Below are 17,381 nucleotides of genomic sequence, written 5' to 3' on the forward strand. Positions count from 1 at the left end.
CGGGTCAGGATGGTCCGTACGGACTCGACTCGGGGAGCGAAGCGGACGGGCCCCGGCAGGGTCCGGCGGGGGGCTTCGGCACGGGGAGTGCCCGGTGCGGGGCGGCGGGAACCGCCCCGCGGTCGCGGTGCTGCGACGTGGCGCCGGATCAGCTCGGCGGCGCGTCCTTGCGCAGCCGGAACCAGTAGAAGCCGTGTCCCGCGAGCGTCAGCAGATAGGGCAGCTGTCCGACCGCGGGGAAGCGCACCCCACCGATCAGCTCCACCGGATGACGCCCGTCGAACGACCGCAGGTCGAGCTCCGTCGGCTGCGCGAACCGCGAGAAGTTGTGCACGCACAGCACCAGGTCGTCCCCGTGCTCACGGGTGAAGGCGAGCACGGCCGGGTTCGACGACGGCAGCTCGTTGTACGAACCGAGGCCGAAGGCGGGGTTCTGCTTGCGGATCTCGATCATCCGCCGTGTCCAGTGCAGCAGCGACGACGGCGACGCCATCGACGCCTCGACGTTGGTGACCTGGTAGCCGTAGACCGGATCCATGATCGTGGGGAGGTAGAGCCGCCCCGGATCGCTGGAGGAGAAACCGGCGTTGCGGTCGGGCGTCCACTGCATCGGGGTGCGCACGGCGTCGCGGTCGCCCAGCCAGATGTTGTCGCCCATCCCGATCTCGTCCCCGTAGTAGAGGATCGGGGAGCCGGGCAGCGACAGCAGCAGCGCGGTGAACAGTTCGATCTGGTTGCGGTCGTTGTCCAGCAGGGGGGCGAGCCGGCGGCGGATGCCGATGTTGGCCCGCATCCGCGGGTCCTTGGCGTACTCCGCGTACATGTAGTCGCGCTCTTCGTCCGTGACCATTTCGAGGGTCAGCTCGTCGTGGTTGCGCAGGAAGATGCCCCACTGGCAGTTCTGCGGGATCTCCGGGGTCTTCGCCAGGATCTCGGAGACCGGGTAACGGCTCTCGCGCCGCACGGCCATGAAGATCCGCGGCATCACGGGGAAGTGGAACGCCATGTGGCACTCGTCGCCCCCGGAGCGGAAGTCGCCGAAGTAGTCGACGACGTCCTCCGGCCACTGGTTGGCCTCGGCCAGCAGCACGGTGTCCGGGTAGTGCGCGTCGATCTCCTTGCGGACCCGCTTGAGGAAGGAGTGCGTCTCCGGGAGGTTCTCGCAGTTGGTGCCCTCCCGCTGGTACAGGTACGGCACGGCGTCCACCCGGAAGCCGTCGATGCCGAGGTCCAGCCAGAAGCGCAGCGCGGCCAGGATCTCCTCCTGCACCGCCGGGTTCTCGTAGTTGAGGTCGGGCTGGTGGGAGAAGAACCGGTGCCAGTAGTACTGCTTGCGCACCGGGTCGAAGGTCCAGTTGGACGTCTCGGTGTCCACGAAGATGATCCGGGCGTCCGGGAACTGCTTGTCGTCGTCGGCCCAGACGTAGTAGTCGCCGTACGGACCGTCCGGGTCGGTGCGGGACTGCTGGAACCACTCGTGCTGGTCGCTCGTGTGGTTCATGACGAAGTCGATGATCACGCGCATCCCGCGCTGGTGCGCGGCGTCGACGAACTCGACGAAGTCGGCCAGGTCGCCGAACTCCGGCAGCACGGCCGTGTAGTCGGACACGTCGTAACCGCCGTCGCGCAGCGGAGACTTGAAGAACGGCGGCAGCCAGAGACAGTCGACACCCAGCCATTGCAGGTAGTCCAGCTTGGCGGTGATGCCCTTGAGGTCGCCGATGCCGTCGCCGTTGGAGTCCTGGAAGGACCGGACGAGAACCTCGTAGAAAACGGCGCGCTTGAACCAGTCGGGATCGCGGTCCTTGGCCGGGGTGTCCTCGAACTTATCGGGAACGGGCTCGTTGACGATCATGGTGTGGGTGACCCTCCGGTCGGCGGGGACGGTCGCAGGACGACGACGTGCGCGGGCGTGACGCCGGGCTCCAGACGCACGTAGAAGGTCCTGCCCCAGTGATAGGTGTCGCCGGTGAGCTCGTCGCGCACCGGCACGCGCTCGTGCCGGTCGAGGCCGAGTCGCGGCATGTCCAACGAGACCGTGGCCTCGTGGGTGTGGTGCGGGTCGAGGTTGACGACCACCAGAACGGTGTTCGAACCGGAACGCTTGCTGTACGCGATCAACGCGTCGTTGTCGGTGGAGTGGAAGTGCACGTCGCGCAGCTGCTGCAACGCCGGATTGCGGCGCCTGATGCGGTTGAGCGAGGTGATCAGCGGGGCCAGCGAACGGCCCTCGCGCTCCGCCGACTCCCAGTCCCTGATCCGGATCTGGTACTTCTCCGAGTCCAGGTACTCCTCGCCGCCGGGGTGCAGCGGGGCGTTCTCGCACAGCTCGTACCCCGCGTACATCCCCCAGGACGGGGAGAGCGTCGCCGCGAGGACGGCGCGCGCCTCGAAGGCCGGACGGCCCCCGTCCTGGAGGTGGCCCGGCAGGATGTCCGGGGTGTTCACGAAGAAGTTGGGCCGCATGTAGGCGGCGGTTTCCCCCGACAACTCCGTTACGTAGTCGGTGATTTCCTGCTTGGTGGTGCGCCAGGTGAAATACGTGTACGACTGCTGGAATCCGACGGCGGCGAGCGTCTTCATCATCGCGGGGCGGGTGAACGCCTCGGCCAGGAAGATGACGTCCGGGTCGGCCCCGTTGATCTCGGCGATGACCTTCTCCCAGAAGACCACCGGTTTGGTGTGCGGATTGTCGACGCGGAAGATCCGGATTCCGTGAGCCATCCAGAAACGGAGGATGCGCACGGTCTCCCGGACCAGTCCGCCCAGGTCCTTGTCGAAGGCGATCGGGTAGATGTCCTGGTATTTCTTCGGAGGGTTCTCGGCATAGGCGATCGAGCCGTCCGCGCGATGGTGGAACCATTCCGGGTGTTTCTCCACCCAGGGGTGGTCGGGAGAACACTGCAGCGCGAAATCGAGTGCGATCTCCATGCGCAGCCGGCGGGCGGTCGCGACGAAATGGTCGAAGTCGTCGAGCGTGCCCAGATCGGGGTGGACGGCGTCGTGGCCGCCCTCGGCCGAGCCGATGGCCCACGGCACGCCCACGTCGTGGGGGGCGGCCGAGAGCGAGTTGTTGGGGCCCTTGCGGTGGGTGGTGCCGATGGGGTGGACGGGCGGGAGATAGACCACGTCGAAGCCCATCGCGGCGACCGCGGGCAGCCGTTCGGCGGCGGTGCGGAAGGTGCCGCTGACGATCCGCTCCCGCGGCGCCCCGGCCCCGTCCTCCGCTCTCCCGTCCTCCGTCGCCGCGGCCGGTTCGATCCTGGCGCCTTCCGAACGGGGGAACAGCTCGTACCAGGAGCCGAACAGGGCCCGCCTGCGCTCGACCAGCAGCGGGAGCGCGGGCGACGTGCTGACCAGTTCGCGCAGCGGGTGGCGGTCGAGCGCGGCCCGCGCCTCGGGGGCGAGCGCCGCGGCCAGCCGGGCGGCGGCCGGGCGGGAGGTGTCGCGCAGCGCGTCGACGGCGGCCAGCACCGCCTCGCGCCCGTCCCGCTTGGGCACGCCGGAGGCGGCCCGCTCGTACAGTTCGGCGCCCTCCGCGAGGACGAGCGCGGTGTCGATCCCCGCCGGGATCTTGATCCCGGCCAGCTGCCGCCAGGTGGTGACCGGATCGCTCCACGCCTCGACCGCGTACGTCCAGCGGCCCTCGGACCCGGGGGTGACGTCGGCGCCCCAGCGGTCCGTGCCGGGCGCCAGTTCGCGCATCGGCGTCCACGGCCCCGGGCGGCCGTTCGGGTCCAGCAGCACCACATTGGCGGCCACGGCGTCATGGCCCTCGCGGAAGACGGTCGCGGTGACCCGGAAGGTCTCACCTGCGACGGCCTTGGCGGGCCTTCTGCCGCAATCGACGAGAGGGCCGACGTCGAGGACGGGAATGCGACCGATCAATGGAATCACCTGGGGGTTCGGACCGAACGGGGGCGCGACACAGTGGCGGAGGGCGGAATGTGCGCACCGCGACCGATGGTTTCCGTCCTTTCTAACCGTTCCGCGGACGGCTGACGGTGCGTGGGCGTGGCCGCCCCCGCCCGCATTCACTCGAATGGCACTCGAAAGACGGGGGGAGCGAATGTGCGCCACGACGGGGGACCGGACGGGCGCCGGAATCACGGGCGCCGGGAATTCCCGATGCGTTTTCGCCGGGCCCCGCCGTGCCCCCACTGCATTTGTGCTGCATTCGGGCGTTGTTCGGCACGTGTCCACCAAGCGTCCCGGACGTGCCCGGGAGGCGCTCCCGAGGCGTCCTCCCGCCGCGCCCGATGGGCCGATCCGGTGATTCGTGAACGGCTCGGGCGTATGTGTGACGACCTGAATGCGCCGGGCGCGCCCCGGCGCCGCGGGGCCGCCCGGCCGCCACGGCCGCCGGGAGTGACGGAACGCCGCACACCGTGGTGCGTCCACCGGTATCCGCATGTGCCCTGTAAAGGTGGGACACGTGAAGGCCATCCGTCGTTTCACCGTGCGCCCCGTCCTCCCCGACCCCCTTCGACCGCTCAGCGATCTCGCCCGCAACCTGCGCTGGTCCTGGCACGCCGAGACCCGCGAACTCTTCCAGGCCGTCGACCCGGAGACCCGGCGGACGGCGGAGTGCGACCCCGTGCGGATGCTCGGTGCCGTGTCCGCCGGACGGCTCGCCGAGCTGGCCCGCGACGAACAGTTCCTGCACCGGCTGACGGAGGCGTCCGAGGACCTCCGCGCCTACCTGGAGGGCCCCAGGTGGTACCAGGAGCGGCTGGAGGAGGGAGCCCGGCTCCCGTCCGCCGTCGCCTACTTCTCGCCCGAGTTCGGAGTCACCGCGGCCCTGCCCCAGTACTCCGGCGGCCTCGGCATCCTGGCCGGCGACCACCTCAAGGCCGCCAGCGACCTCGGCGTCCCCCTCGTCGGCGTCGGCCTGCTCTACCGGCACGGCTACTTCCGCCAGAGCCTGTCGCGCGACGGCTGGCAGCAGGAGCACTACCCGGTGCTCGACCCCAACGAGCTGCCGGTCAGCCTGGTGCGCGAGGCCGACGGCACCCCCAGCCGGGTGGTGCTGGCCCTGCCCGGCGGCCGCTCTCTGCACGCCCACATCTGGCAGGCCCTGGTGGGCCGCGTACCGCTGCTGATGCTCGACTCCGACGTGGAGGAGAACGCGCCGGGCGAACGCGAGGTGACCGACCGGCTCTACGGCGGCGGCAGCGAGCACCGGCTGCTCCAGGAGATGCTCCTGGGCATCGGCGGCGTGCGGGCGGTGCGCACGTACTGCCGCCTCACCGGCCACCCGGAGCCCGAGGTGTTCCACACCAACGAGGGGCACGCCGGCTTCCTCGGACTCGAACGCATCCGTGAACTCTCCGGCACCGGACTGGACTTCGACTCCGCGGTGGAGTCCGTACGGGCGGGCACGGTCTTCACCACCCACACCCCGGTGCCCGCCGGGATCGACCGCTTCGACCGCGAACTCGTCGCCCGGCACTTCGGCGACGACGGCGAACTGCCGGGCGTGGCCGTCGAACGCGTCCTGCAACTGGGCACGGAGACCTACCCGGGCGGCGAGCCCGGACTCTTCAACATGGCGGTGATGGGGCTGCGGCTCGCCCAGCGGGCCAACGGCGTCTCCACCCTGCACGGCGCGGTCAGCCGGGAGATGTTCTCCGGACTGTGGCCGGGCTTCGACCCGGCCGAGGTGCCCATCACCTCGGTGACCAACGGCGTCCACGCCCCCACCTGGGTCGCACCGGAGATCCTCCGGCTGTGCGACCCCGGCGGCGGCGCGCCCGGACACCGCGACCCGGCCACCGGCGTCCCGGACCGCGAACTCTGGGAACTGCGGCGGACCCTGCGCGCCCGGCTGGTCACCGAGGTCCGCGAGCGGCTGCGCGCCTCGTGGCTGAGCCGGGGCGCGGAGCCGGCCGAACTCGGCTGGACCGACGACGTGCTGGACCCGGACGTGCTGACGATCGGCTTCGCCCGCCGGGTCCCCTCGTACAAGCGGCTGACGCTGATGCTGCGCGACCGCGACCGGCTGCGGGAGCTGCTGCTCCATCCGACCCGTCCGGTCCAGATCGTCGTCGCGGGCAAGGCCCACCCCGCCGACGACGGCGGGAAGCGGCTGGTGCAGGAGCTGGTGCGGTTCTCCGACGACCCCCGGGTGCGCCACCGCATCGTGTTCCTGCCGGACTACGGGATGGCCATGGCGCAGAAGCTCTACCCGGGCTGCGACGTCTGGCTGAACAATCCGCTGCGCCCGCTGGAGGCGTGCGGCACCAGTGGCATGAAGGCCGCGCTCAACGGCTGTCTCAACCTCTCGGTCCTCGACGGCTGGTGGGACGAGTGGTACGAGCCGGACTTCGGCTGGGCGATCCCGACGGCCGACGGGGCGGCCCCGGACGAGGACCGCCGCGACGACCTGGAGGCGGGCGCCCTCTACGGGCTGATCGAGGACCGGATCGCGCCGCGCTTCTACGACCGGGACGGCGCCGGGCTCCCGGGGCGCTGGATCGAGATGGTCCGCCGCACCCTGGGCACGCTGGGCCCCAAGGTGCTGGCGGACCGGATGGTGGGCGAGTACGTGGAGCGGCTGTACGCGCCGGCCGCGTGCGCCCGGCGGGCGCTGGACGAGCCCGGGACGGCGCGCCGGCTCGCCGACTGGAAGGCCCGGATCCGGGCGGCCTGGCCGCGGGTCGCCGTCGATCACGTGGAGGCGGCGGCGCCCACCGCCGCGGACGGTTCGGCCGAGCTGGGTTCGTCGCTGACGCTGCGGGTCAGGGTGGCCCTCGGCGTGCTGGAACCGTCCGACGTCGAGGTGCAGGCGGTGGCCGGCCGGGTGGACGTCGCCGACGGGATCTCGGACGCCCGGACCTTCCCGCTGAAGCCGGTCGGTGGTCAGGACCTGGAGGGCCGCTGGATCTACGAGGGCCCGCTCGCCCTCGACCGCACCGGTCCGTACGGCTACACGGTGCGGGTGCTGCCCACCCACCCGCTGCTGGCGACCGGCGCGGAACTCGGCCTGGTGGCGCTGCCCGCGGAGGCGGCGGGGGACGGCGCGGGCGTGCTGATGCGCTGACGGGCGCGGGCGGACGTGGAACTGCCCGGCAGGGGAATGAACTCCCTGCCGGGCAGTGGTCACCGGGGAGGACCCGGTGAGGGGTGCTGATGGTTCAGGTGGTGCGAAGGGCTCAGAAGGTCAGCTTGAAGCTGTTGATCTTGCCCGTGTCGCCCGAGTAGACGTCCTGGACCTTGAGCTTCCAGGTGCCGTTGGCCGTCTCGGACGAGGCGTTGACCGTGTAGGTCTCCTTGACGTCGTCCGCGGAGTCGAAGCCCGAGTTCTTCAGACGGTACGTCGAGCCGTCCGGGGCGACGAGGTCGATGACCAGGTCACCGCGGTAGGTGTGGGTGATGTCCACGCCGACCTTGAGGGTGCTGGGCGCCTTGCCGGTGACACCGGTGACGTTGACCGAGCTGGTGACGGCCGCGCCGGCGTCCGGGATGTTGACCGTGGTCTTGTTCTCGAAGACCTTGCCGCCCGGGTCGGGGTTGCCGCCGTCACGGGTGCCGACGTTGATGGCCGCCCAGGCGTCTCCGACGGCCTTGTACTCGGCGCTGGTCGTGCCGTACAGCTCACCGGCCACGGCGAGGGTGCCGGTGCGGGCCGCCGCGTAGTTCGTGGTGGAGGTGAACTTGGTGGTGAGCGCCTTGAACCAGATCTGCTCGGCCTTGGCACGGCCGATGCCGGTCACCGGCAGGCCGTCGGAGGTCGGGGAGTCGTAGGAGACCCCGTTGATGACCTTGGCGCCGCTGCCCTCGGAGAGCAGGTAGAAGAAGTGGTTCGCCGGGCCCGAGGAGTAGTGGACGTCGATGTTGCCGATGCCCGAGTACCACGCGTCCTTGGACGCGCCGTCCTTGCTCGGCTTGTCCATGTAGCGCAGCGGGGTGCCGTCGCCGTTGATGTCGATCTTCTCGCCGACGAGGTAGTCGCCCGGGTCCTGGGTGGTGTTGGAGTAGAACTCCACGCCCGCGGCGAAGATGTCGGAGGTGGCCTCGTTCAGACCGCCGGACTCACCGCTGTAGACCAGGTTGGCCGTGGCGGCGGTGACGCCGTGCGACATCTCGTGCGCGGCCACGTCGAGCGAGGTGAGCGGCTTGACGTTGCCCTCGCCGTCGCCGTACGTCATGCAGAAGCAGCTGTCCTGCCAGAACGCGTTGACGTAGGCGTTGCCGTAGTGGACGCGGGAGTACGCGCCGACACCGTCACCGCGGATGCCGGTGCGGCCGTGCACGTTCTTGTAGTAGTCCCAGGTCTCGGCCGCACCGTAGTGGGCGTCCGCGCCGGCCGTCTCGGCGTTCGACGGGTTGCCGTTGCCCCACACGTCGGTGGAGTTGGTGAACAGCGTCCCGGTGCCCGACGACCCGTGGTTCAGGTTGTAGGTCTTGTGGTTGCCGCGGCCCGTGTCGGTCAGCGTGTACGACGGGGCGGTGCCCAGGGTGACCTGGCCGTTGTACTGGGTGTTGCCGGTGCCGTTCTCGACACCCTGCCACTCGTACAGCTTCGCGCCGGTGGCCGCGTCCGTGATGACGTGCAGCTCGTTGGGCGTGCCGTCGTGCTGGAGGCCGCCGACGACGGTCTCGTAGGCGAGCTGCGGCTTGCCCTGCGCCATCCAGACCACCTTGCGGGGCGCCCGGTCGGCCTCGGTCTTCTTCGAACCGTCGGCCTTGGCGAGGCCGAGGGCCTGCTGCTCGGCCTTGGCGGGCGCGACGTCCGCCTTCAGGTCCACGGCCTTCAGCTGACCGCTGGTCACCTTGGAGGCCTTGGTGACGGCCTGGGTCGTCCCGGCCTTGGACTCCTTGACGATCAGGTCACCACCGAGCACCGGGAGGCCGGCGAAGGTGCGCTCGTAACGCGTGTGCGTGGTCCCGTCGTTGTCCTGGATGACGTCCCGGACGACGAGCTTCTCCTGGGAGCCGAGACCGAGGTCCTTGGCCGTGGCAGCCTTGGTCGCATCGGCCTCGCGGATCAACTCGGCGCGCTGGGACGGGGAGAGCTGCTTGGCCAGGGAACCCTGGTCGACACCGGCGTACGCCGGTACCGCCGAGTTGTCGCTGCCGGGGGTGGCAGTGGCCGTACCGGCCTGGACGCCGACGGCGATGAGAGCTGCTGCGGCTATCAGGGCGCCGGTCGAGGTGGCGCGGCGGCGAGGCGTGGATCTCACGCGGACTCCTTCTGCGAGGGGGGTAACGGCGGCCGGTGAGCCGTCCGTATGGAGAGCGAGAAGTGCGCAGAACGGGGTGAAGGTTGTCAGCCGGAGGGCGGTCCTGTCAGGAGCGCGTCAACAACTTGGCCGGAATTCGTTCGTTGCCGGAAAGGTCATGTTCGTTAAGCGGACGTTTCACGAGTCATCACCGGGATGCCGTAGGGCGTCCGTCACCCGCGGAATTCAAGGAGAGGGGTGAAGTCGGGACCGGGCCCCTCGTGTTCGAACGGAGGGCGGGCGGGGGGTCGTTCCCGACTGGCCGAGATGGCATAGGAATGTGGCTGATTTCTTTCCATTGGAACCGGGGGATGCGGCCCGGACCCGTTGCCTCCGCTTCAACGGGCGTTCCCGCGTCCGTTCACGTACACCGTCCGGAGCGGCGGGCGACGACTTCAAGCCCGGCCGGCGGCCGGACCGGGCGCTCCGGGCGTGGGCGGAGCGGGCCCGCCGCACCCCTCGTCGGCCGGTGCGGGTGATGCGTAGGGTTGCGGCGTGACGAATGCCGAACCGCGGAGCGACCTGCGCCCGCCCACCCTCGATGCCGACGAGAAGACGACGCTGTCGGCCTTCCTCGACTACCTGAGGGAGGCGGTCGCCGCCAAGGCGTACGGCCTCTCCGAGGAGGAGGCCCGCACCGCCGGGGTGCCGTCGGGCACCAGCGTCCTCGGCCTCGTCAAGCACCTGACCGCGGTCGAACTCGGCTGGTTCGCCTGGGCCTACGCGGGCGACGACATCGAGTTCGGGGACGACGACGCCCCGCCCGCCGACGACGAGACGGCCGAGAGCCTGCTCGCCGCCTACCGCCGGGCGGTCGAACGGTGCAACGGGATCATCGCCGCCTGCGACGACCTGGACCGGCCGGGCGCCCGCTCGCTCCGGGAGACCCCTCCGCCGTCGATGCGCTGGGTCCTGGTGCACATGATCGAGGAGACCGCCCGGCACGCGGGCCACGCCGACATCCTCCGCGAGCAGATCGACGGCTCCATCGGCCGGTGACCCGCCCGCGCCGGGCGCCCGGCCGGTCCGTCGGCGAAGTCGCCCGCCCCGCGGGCCGGTTCGCCGACGGGGCCGGGCGTGTCCCTCAGCCCTGCCGCGCGGCCTCCCACGCCCGGTGCGCGAGGTGGACGCGGTGCCACAACTCCGCCCGCCCGGCGGCGTCGACGTCGGTCAGGTCCAGCCGGAAGAGGCCGGTCAGTACGGCGTACCACTCGTCGGCCGAGTCGATGGTCCGCTCGTCCGTGCCCCCGGCGTGGATCCGCCGCAGCACCCGGCCGCGCAGCACGTCCACGCCCCCGGCGTCGCGGCGCTGGGCGGTGAGGACCCGGACGAAGTCGGAGTCGGGCGCGGTGGACAGCCGGACGTGCTCCGCGGCGAACGAGGACAGTTCCACGGGGTCCGGCGCGAAGTCCATCGCCGTGAACGAGCCGCGGGGGTCGTGGACGAACCGCCAGCCGCCGGGCTCCGCCACCGAGGGGGTCAGCGCGTAGGTGAACGGCCCCTGGACGTAGCTGCCTTCGCGCAGTGGCAGCGGGTCGTGCAGTCCGTCGCCGAGCCCGGTGTCGACCAGCCACCGTTCGCCGTCGAGCCGCACGGTGAGCGCGAGGTGGTTGCCGGCCGCGCCCGCGGGCGCGGCCGGGGTGGTCTGCACACCGGCCCGGTGCAGGGTGACGTCGTAGCCGAGGGCCGTCAGCAGTGCGGCGAAGGCTCCGTTGAGGTGGAAGCAGTAGCCGCCGCGCCCGCGCGCGATCCGGGCCGTGGACTCCGCGGCGCCGATGCCCGTCGGCCGCCCCAGATGGATGTCGAGGTTCTCGTAGGCGACCTGCTCCACCTGCGCCCGGTGCAGTGCCCGCAGCGCGTCGGCGGTCGGGGCCGTCGGCCGGGCCACCCCCAGCACGGCCAGATACCCATTGACGTCGATCATGCGTCCCCCCGTTATTCGAACAGGTGATCAGCATAATCGTGGGCACCGCCGCCCTCCGGACCCGGTTTCCCCCGGAGCCGGGTCACGGGGCGGGGCGCGTACCGAGGCCGTGCAGCAGGGTGTCGACGACGCGGGTGGCGAGGGCGTCCACGTCCGCGTCGGTGTCCGGGGCCTCGGCCGCCGCCTCGTGGATGAGGGCGTAGTAGACGCGCCGCGCCCAGTCCGGATCGGTGTCGGGCCGCAGCAGTCCGTCCTCGCGGAGCCGGGTGAACAACTGCGCGCACCGGGCCGTCACCTCGGCGTGCACGCGCGCGACTTCGGGTGCGTCGGTGGGGAAGGCACCCATCGCGAATCCCCAACTCACCTTCACGCGAAGCACGTTCGCGGTGGCCTGGTAGAGCGCGACGGCGGGCGGCGCGGTGTCCGGCCGGGCGGCCTCGACGGCTTCGTGGAACTGCTGGGTCGCCCAGGTGGCCAGCGCCGTGATCAGGGCCTCCCGCGAGGCGAACCGCCGGTGCACGGTCGTCCGGGCGACCCCGGCGGCCTCCGCGATCCGTTCCATCGGTGCCGCCGGGTTCTCGGACAGCACGCGCTCGGCGGCTTCCAGGATCGCGCGCACCGTCCGCTCGGCATCGGCGCGCAGCGGTTTCGGGGAGGCGGGCAGTGCCATCGGGTGCGGGTCCTTCCGTGCGGCTGGGTTCCCGAACGATGGTACGCGGCTGTGTCACCTCGACAGCAACTTGCGACAGAAGTGTCGCATGTTCTAGGTTTTCCGCATCGAAAGTGACGCGTTTACGGATGGGGATGCTTCATGGACATGAACCTGAACGGCAAGACCGCTGTGGTCACGGGCGCCGGCCGGGGCATCGGGCTGGCCGTCGTCCGCGCTCTGACCGCCGAGGGCGCGCACGTCGTCGCCGCCGCCCGCACGGTGACCCCGGAGTTGGCGGCGACCGGTGCGACACCGGTGGTGGTGGACCTCTCCGACCCCGCCGGGGCCGGGCACGTCGTCGCCCGCGCCACGGCCGAACGGGGCGGCATCGACATCCTGGTCAACAACGTCGGCGGCGGCGACGGCGGACTGAGCGGCGGCTTCCTCGACGTGACGGACGCCCAGTGGGCGGAGGTGGTGGACCTGAACTTCCTCGCCGCCGTCCGTGTCACCCGCGCCGCCCTGCCCGCCCTGCTGGCCACCCGTGGCGCGATCGTCAATGTGTCGTCCATCGGCGCCCGGGTTCCCCACGGCGGCCCGATCCCCTACACGACGGCCAAGGCGGCGCTCACCGCGTTCGGCAAGGCCCTCTCCCAGGAGTTCGGTCCACAGGGCGTCCGGGTCAACACCGTCTCGCCCGGACCGGTCCGCACCGCCATGTGGGAGAGCCCCACCGGCTACGGCGCGGAGCTGGCCGAGTCCATGGGCATCCCGCACGCCGACCTCCTGGCCGGGCTCCCGGCGGCGATGGGCATGCTCATCGACCGGCTCGTCGAACCCGAGGAGGTCGCGACACTCGTCACCTACCTCGCCTCGCCGCTCGCCGCCGCGACCACCGGCGCCGACCACATCATCGACGGCGGATCGGTGAAGACCGCCTGAACACCACCCTCTTGTGCGCCGGATGGCCTGTACGCCGGATGGCTCCGGCAGGTGTCAGGGCGACGGGCGCCGCCGGAGCCCGGCGGTGCCCCGCTCCGGATCGGGCCGTACGGAGAGGGTGTAGGTGCAGTCGGCGTCGGGGACGACGACGAGGAGCGGGTGGCCGTTCTTGAGGTGGGCGTGGGCGGCGCGCTGGCCCTGCTGGTCCCGGTACCAGGCGCGGAGCTCGGCGCTGTGGTCGGGGCCGGGAGTGTGGGGGAGGCGCATGGAGGGCTGGACCCAGGCGGAGCGGTGGGGGTCGGGGTCGAGCCGGTCCACGATCCACAGCGCCTGCCCGCCCAGCCACCGCACCGCGAGCACGGGCGAGATGGTCCGGAAGGTCCCCAGCACGTACCGGGCCGTGCGCCCGACCCCGTACACCGGCCCCTCCGCCACGGCCTCGCACCAATAACTCCCCGGCTGCACAGGCCCGTTGATCTCGGTGTTCATGCGGGGCCGTCCATCCACATCACCCACGGCCGCTCGACCGTCTCGGCGAAACCGGTGTGATCGGGATTGGCCCGCCAGTGCCCGAACGCCCACTCCTGCGCCCGCGAGGGGTCGGTGAACGCGGCGGAATGCGCCCCGCACTCGTCGTCGAAATCATCCAGCGCGACGCACCGGAACCGGTGGGTGACCGGCGGTGCGTCGGGCTCGGTGTCGGGCCGCAGCACCCACTTCACGAACCGGAACCTGCGCACGCTCACAGAATCCGCCCCGCGCTGCGGGCATTGCACCGCGCGATCTCGGCCCGCAACCGCTCCATGGGCTCCGGAACCCGGACGTTCGCCGGCTCGGCCTCCCACTCCGTCCCGCCGCACACCGGCCGTAACGACCAGTACGGACCGGCCACACCCTGGAACTCACCCACCCGGTTCCGGTGGCCGGTATCCACCAAGAGTGTTCCGGGGGGCGGGACTTGTGGGGGTTCTTGCCGATGTGCGGCGGTATTCTCTTCGGGCACGGACGACTCCTCTCCGTAACGGTTCCGCTACCAAGGGGACTCAGCGTGGCCTAGGGTCGAGTCGTCTTCAACGTTCCATAAACGGAGGGCACGTTGGTAAACATCAAGGCGCTGAACCCCGAGGCAAGTCCGCAAGCGGCCTTCGGTGCACGCTTACGCAGCTCACGCGAGGCGCGCTGCTGGAAGCAGGACGAACTCGCGGACCTGGTGGGCTACTCGGGCAGGCACATCTCAGCCGTCGAAACTGGTCGTAAACCGCCAACGCTCCGTTTCTCGCGCAGTCTTGACACCGTCTTCGGGTTCACTGCGACCACGGAATCGTTCGAACGTGCCTGGGGAGAGCTCCGGCACGGCAGCCTGCTGGAAGGCTTCCCGGAGTATCTGGGTCAGGAGAGCCACGCGGCGGAGATCCGGCTGTTCGACCTGGGAGTGATTCCTGGTCTGCTTCAGACGCCGGAGTATGCGGCGGCGATGGAAGAAGGCAACGTGAAGCGGGGGACGCTCACCCCCGAGCAGGCGGCGGAGCGGGTCGAGGCCCTGGTGGAGCGGCAGGCGGCCCTGGTGCGACGCACTCCGCCCATGCTGATCGTGGTCCTGGACGAGAGCTGCATCCGCCGCCTGATCGGAGGGCGCGAGGTCATGGAGCGACAGCTGGCCCATCTGATCGATTTCGCCGAACAGCCGAACACCGTGCTCCAGTTGGCTCCCTATTCCATCGGCGAGCGGTGCCCGTTCAGTCGGCAGGTGAATCTGCTGACCATGCCCGATCGCTCCGTGATGTCCTACGTGGAGTCCCAGAGCAACGGGCACCTGGACAGGGAATTGACTTCCGTACTGCCGCTGGTGAGGGCCTACCATCAGCTACAGGCCGCGGCGCTCTCCCAGGCGGAATCCGTGGCCATGATCAACGAGGTACGAAAGGGCACCCCCTGATGACCGATTCCCCCACCTTCCTCTGGGTCAAGTCTTCCTACAGTGGCAATGGCGGGACCTGTGTCGAGTGGGCCCCGACCCACGCGTCCGTCACCGGCATAGTCCCCGTCCGAGACTCGAAGGACCCGCACGGCCCGGTGCTGGCCGTTCCCGCTGCCTCGTTCGCCTTGTTCGTGGCGGGCGTCAAGGCCGGAGAGTTCGGCGCCGTCTGACCTGTCGGGTTCAGAGCATGCGATCCGGCAACGCCCCACTGGTACATGGTGGGGCGTTGCCGTTTTCCGTGACGGGCCACAACTACGGGCCTGCACTGTCGAGTTCAGGTCGTAGGGGGCCGTTGTCGGTTTGTCGCGCCGGGCCGGAGGGCACCTGGCACGCGACGCGGCCTCCAGGGCCGTGAGGCAACCAGTCATGAAAGGGAGACCGTGATGACCACGACTGAATCCTTCCTCTGGGTCAAGTCCTCCTACAGCGGTGGTGGTGGTTCCTGTGTCGAGTGGGCCCCGGCGCACGCGTCCGTCACCGGCATGGTCCCCGTCCGTGATTCGAAGGTTCCGCACGGCCCGGTGCTGGCCGTTCCCGCTGCCTCGTTCGCCTTGTTCGTGGCGGGCGTCAAGGCCGGAGAGTTCGGCGCCGTCTGACCTGTCGGGTTCGGATCGTGTGATCCGGCAACCCGCTTCGATGATCCGGCGTCCAACCCCATGACGGACGGCTGCCGATCACCGGGGAGAGCACGTGACGAAGAAGGACCGCGAGAAGTGGATGGCGCGTTTCCAGGTGCGGCTGGCCATGCAGCCGGGCGTGGACCGGGCAGTCGTGCTCAAGGCGGTCAAGGATGTCACGACCCACTGCGCGGATACGGGGGAGGACCCGCGGACCGCCTTCGGCGACCCGGACGCCTACGCCGTGCAGGCCGCCGCGCGGCTGGTGCCCGCTGACCGGGCGGCGCGCGCGAGGCAGCGCGACGGTGTGGTGGGCGCGCTCGACTCCGTACTCAGGAGGGCCGGGGAGGTCACCGGTCTGTGACCGGTCGGGGCGCCCGTGTCGTGCTCCGCCCGGTCGAAGCCGCAGGCCGGCCGGTGCCGTGGGCGGCACCTGTCGCGCTTCGGTCGAGCGGGCGTTTCCGTTTCACCGCGCGTCGGAGTCGGTGAGGATCGCCCGGAGCCGTGCCCGGCATTCGGCGACGAAGGCGGGGAAGGTGTCCCGGTAGTAGGAGATTCCGCTGACGCCCACCGCGACGGCCCAGGCGCGGGCGCGGGTCCAGGTCGCCCCGTCGAGGTCCATGGCGTCCCAGTAGGCGTGCCGGGCCTGTGGCGGCAGGTCCCAGACCGGGGCGTGCTCGGCGTCGGGGAAGCCGATCGAGAGCCCTCCGAAGTCGATGACCGCGTGGAGCCTGCCCTCCTTGGCCAGGAGGTTGGTCGGTTTGAGGTCGCCGTGCAGCCACACCTGGGGCCCCGAGGGCTCGGGCAGTGCGAGCGCGGCCCGCCACAACCGTTCCAGGGCGTCGACGTCGAGTCCGGAATCCGCCGCGGTCCGGCAGGCGTCGAGACTTTTGGTGACCCACGGGTCGCACGGCCGGAGGCTGCCTCCGCGGTACCAGTCGAGTCCGTCCGCACGGGTCGCCCCCATGAGGTCGACGCGGTGGAGCTCCTGCACGAACGCTGCCAGGTCGCTCCCGAGGCCGGCCCAGTCCCGGACGGTGTCCGGACCGACGTCGTCACCGTCGATCCAGCGGTGGACCGACCAGACCAGCGGGAAGGCGTCGGTGGGCGTCCCGGCGTGGACGGGTTCGGGGATCGGGCAGGAGAGGAAGGGCGCCAGGCGGGGAAGCCACTTCTGTTCCTTCCGCACGGACCGGCTGGTGTCGCCGGTCCGCGGAAGCCGTACGAGCAGGTGGTCGCCCAGCCGGTACATGGTGTTGTCCGTGCCCGCGCCCGCGGGCGACAACGGCAGGCCGGCCCATTCCGGGCGCTGTGCCTCCAGCAACGACCGGACCAGTGTTTCGTCGGCCGGGATCTCGTTCTCGTGAAGCGTCACGCCGGAAGTCTCGTCGCCGGGGGAGCAGGAAACCACCGACTTTCGGCCCGTGACCGCGGGGCCGACGTCCCGATGGAACTCGGCCCGCGCCTTCACCGGCGCGGGGAGTCGCTGCGCAGCGACGCCAGTTCGCCGTTCAGCTCGGTGAGGAACCGCGCGACCACCAGCAACTCGTCGGGACCGAACCCCGCGCGGGCGGCCTCGGTGCCGCGGGCCAGGGGCCGGAAGTAGTCCCGGGCGATGCTCTTCGCCGCCTCCTCGTAGTGCAGATGCACGACGCGGCGGTCGTCCTCGGCCCGAACGCGCCGGATGTGCCCCGCCTTCTCCAGCCGGTCGAGGCACGCGGTCACCGCGCCGGAGGTGAGGTCGAGCTGCCGGCGCAGCCGCCCGGGAGTCATGGGCCCCTCGTCGGGGTCGGCGTCGAGCAGCGCGACGAGGGCCTGCATGTCGGTGAGGTGCAGTCCCTGGGACTGGGCGAACTCATGGGAGATCCGGTTGAACTCGCTGTTCATCCGCCGCAGGAGGACGGCGAAGGACTGCAACCCCGTCGGGTCGTTCCCGGGCGGTGTGGGCAGTGTGGGGTCGCTGGTCCCGTGCATGACCCAAGTATAGAATCTCTCAATCATTGAGATACTTTGTGATCGACCTTTCTTGGCCGACTTTTTTGCA

Annotated in this window: 17 protein-coding genes; 7 read left to right on the forward strand and 10 right to left on the reverse strand. The window is 70.7% G+C overall.

Features of this window, described 5'->3' with window-relative positions; translation table 11 throughout:
• Positions 1-148 precede the first annotated feature (148 nt).
• Both treS and ACFYW1_RS12390 read right to left on the reverse strand, forming a co-directional pair.
• Complete coding sequence (treS, locus tag ACFYW1_RS12385; protein WP_388990654.1) at positions 149-1,855, reverse strand: maltose alpha-D-glucosyltransferase; 1,707 nt, start codon at positions 1,853-1,855, stop codon at positions 149-151.
• Entirely contained in the window at positions 1,852-3,888 is a 2,037-nt protein-coding gene (locus ACFYW1_RS12390) for an alpha-1,4-glucan--maltose-1-phosphate maltosyltransferase (protein ID WP_388990657.1), read from the reverse strand. Before ACFYW1_RS12390 ends, treS begins: the two co-directional genes overlap by 4 nt.
• Before the next feature lie 547 nt (positions 3,889-4,435).
• On the opposite strand from ACFYW1_RS12390, the gene glgP reads away from it, so the two are divergent.
• Entirely contained in the window at positions 4,436-7,042 is a 2,607-nt protein-coding gene (gene glgP / locus ACFYW1_RS12395) for an alpha-glucan family phosphorylase (RefSeq protein WP_388990659.1), read from the forward strand.
• A gap of 112 nt (positions 7,043-7,154) precedes the next feature.
• On the opposite strand, the gene ACFYW1_RS12400 is transcribed toward glgP, so the two are convergent.
• A complete protein-coding gene (locus ACFYW1_RS12400; protein WP_388990661.1) occupies positions 7,155-9,185 on the reverse strand; it encodes a M4 family metallopeptidase in 2,031 nt (676 codons plus the stop codon).
• Between the two features lie 534 nt (positions 9,186-9,719).
• Here ACFYW1_RS12400 and ACFYW1_RS12405 point away from each other — a divergent pair.
• Positions 9,720-10,223: a DinB family protein gene (locus tag ACFYW1_RS12405; protein ID WP_388990663.1), complete on the forward strand. Its 504-nt coding sequence runs from the start codon at positions 9,720-9,722 to the stop codon at positions 10,221-10,223.
• Between the two features lie 85 nt (positions 10,224-10,308).
• On the opposite strand, the gene ACFYW1_RS12410 is transcribed toward ACFYW1_RS12405, so the two are convergent.
• The gene (locus tag ACFYW1_RS12410) at positions 10,309-11,148 is read right to left on the reverse strand and encodes an arylamine N-acetyltransferase (RefSeq protein WP_388990665.1); all 840 of its coding nucleotides are present in this window, start codon (positions 11,146-11,148) and stop codon (positions 10,309-10,311) included.
• An 82-nt stretch (positions 11,149-11,230) separates the two neighbouring features.
• The gene (locus ACFYW1_RS12415) at positions 11,231-11,818 is read right to left on the reverse strand and encodes a TetR/AcrR family transcriptional regulator (RefSeq protein ID WP_388990667.1); all 588 of its coding nucleotides are present in this window, start codon (positions 11,816-11,818) and stop codon (positions 11,231-11,233) included.
• Positions 11,819-11,959: 141 nt separating this feature from the next.
• Here ACFYW1_RS12415 and ACFYW1_RS12420 point away from each other — a divergent pair, with 141 nt between their 5' ends.
• On the forward strand, positions 11,960-12,742 hold the full coding sequence (locus ACFYW1_RS12420; RefSeq protein WP_388990669.1) for an SDR family oxidoreductase: 783 nt from the start codon (positions 11,960-11,962) through the stop codon (positions 12,740-12,742).
• Positions 12,743-12,796: 54 nt separating this feature from the next.
• Here the strand turns inward: ACFYW1_RS12420 and ACFYW1_RS12425 are convergent, their stop codons facing one another.
• The 3 genes from ACFYW1_RS12425 to ACFYW1_RS12435 are packed head-to-tail and all read right to left on the reverse strand — an operon-like array spanning position 12,797 to position 13,745.
• Positions 12,797-13,231, reverse strand: a complete 435-nt coding sequence (locus ACFYW1_RS12425) for a hypothetical protein (protein WP_388990671.1) — start codon at positions 13,229-13,231, stop codon at positions 12,797-12,799.
• The gene (locus tag ACFYW1_RS12430) at positions 13,228-13,482 is read right to left on the reverse strand and encodes a hypothetical protein (RefSeq protein ID WP_388990673.1); all 255 of its coding nucleotides are present in this window, start codon (positions 13,480-13,482) and stop codon (positions 13,228-13,230) included. The genes ACFYW1_RS12425 and ACFYW1_RS12430 overlap by 4 nt, the downstream gene beginning before the upstream one ends.
• A gap of 2 nt (positions 13,483-13,484) precedes the next feature.
• A complete protein-coding gene (locus ACFYW1_RS12435) occupies positions 13,485-13,745 on the reverse strand; it encodes a hypothetical protein (RefSeq protein ID WP_388990675.1) in 261 nt (86 codons plus the stop codon).
• A gap of 93 nt (positions 13,746-13,838) precedes the next feature.
• Between ACFYW1_RS12435 and ACFYW1_RS12440 the strand changes: the two genes are divergently transcribed.
• From ACFYW1_RS12440 to ACFYW1_RS12455, 4 genes are all read left to right on the forward strand, one after another.
• Entirely contained in the window at positions 13,839-14,678 is an 840-nt protein-coding gene (locus tag ACFYW1_RS12440; protein ID WP_388990677.1) for a helix-turn-helix domain-containing protein, read from the forward strand.
• On the forward strand, positions 14,678-14,890 hold the full coding sequence (locus tag ACFYW1_RS12445) for a DUF397 domain-containing protein (protein WP_388990679.1): 213 nt from the start codon (positions 14,678-14,680) through the stop codon (positions 14,888-14,890). Before ACFYW1_RS12440 ends, ACFYW1_RS12445 begins: the two co-directional genes overlap by 1 nt.
• 213 nt (positions 14,891-15,103) lie before the next feature.
• Positions 15,104-15,316 carry a DUF397 domain-containing protein gene (locus tag ACFYW1_RS12450; protein ID WP_388990681.1) on the forward strand — a complete coding sequence of 71 codons (213 nt, stop codon included), beginning with the start codon at positions 15,104-15,106 and terminating at the stop codon, positions 15,314-15,316.
• Positions 15,317-15,437: 121 nt separating this feature from the next.
• Positions 15,438-15,701 (forward strand): hypothetical protein, encoded by a 264-nt coding sequence (locus tag ACFYW1_RS12455; protein WP_388990795.1) that lies wholly within the window; start codon positions 15,438-15,440, stop codon positions 15,699-15,701.
• 102 nt (positions 15,702-15,803) lie between these two features.
• Here ACFYW1_RS12455 and ACFYW1_RS12460 read toward each other — a convergent pair whose 3' ends face one another.
• The gene (locus ACFYW1_RS12460; protein ID WP_388990683.1) at positions 15,804-16,712 is read right to left on the reverse strand and encodes an aminoglycoside phosphotransferase family protein; all 909 of its coding nucleotides are present in this window, start codon (positions 16,710-16,712) and stop codon (positions 15,804-15,806) included.
• Positions 16,713-16,804: 92 nt separating this feature from the next.
• On the reverse strand, positions 16,805-17,311 hold the full coding sequence (locus ACFYW1_RS12465; protein ID WP_388990685.1) for a MarR family winged helix-turn-helix transcriptional regulator: 507 nt from the start codon (positions 17,309-17,311) through the stop codon (positions 16,805-16,807).
• Positions 17,312-17,381 lie beyond the last annotated feature (70 nt).

Origin of the sequence: Streptomyces sp. NPDC002669, assembly GCF_042889165.1 — a bacterium.
In the GTDB taxonomy this organism is placed as follows: domain Bacteria; phylum Actinomycetota; class Actinomycetes; order Streptomycetales; family Streptomycetaceae; genus Streptomyces.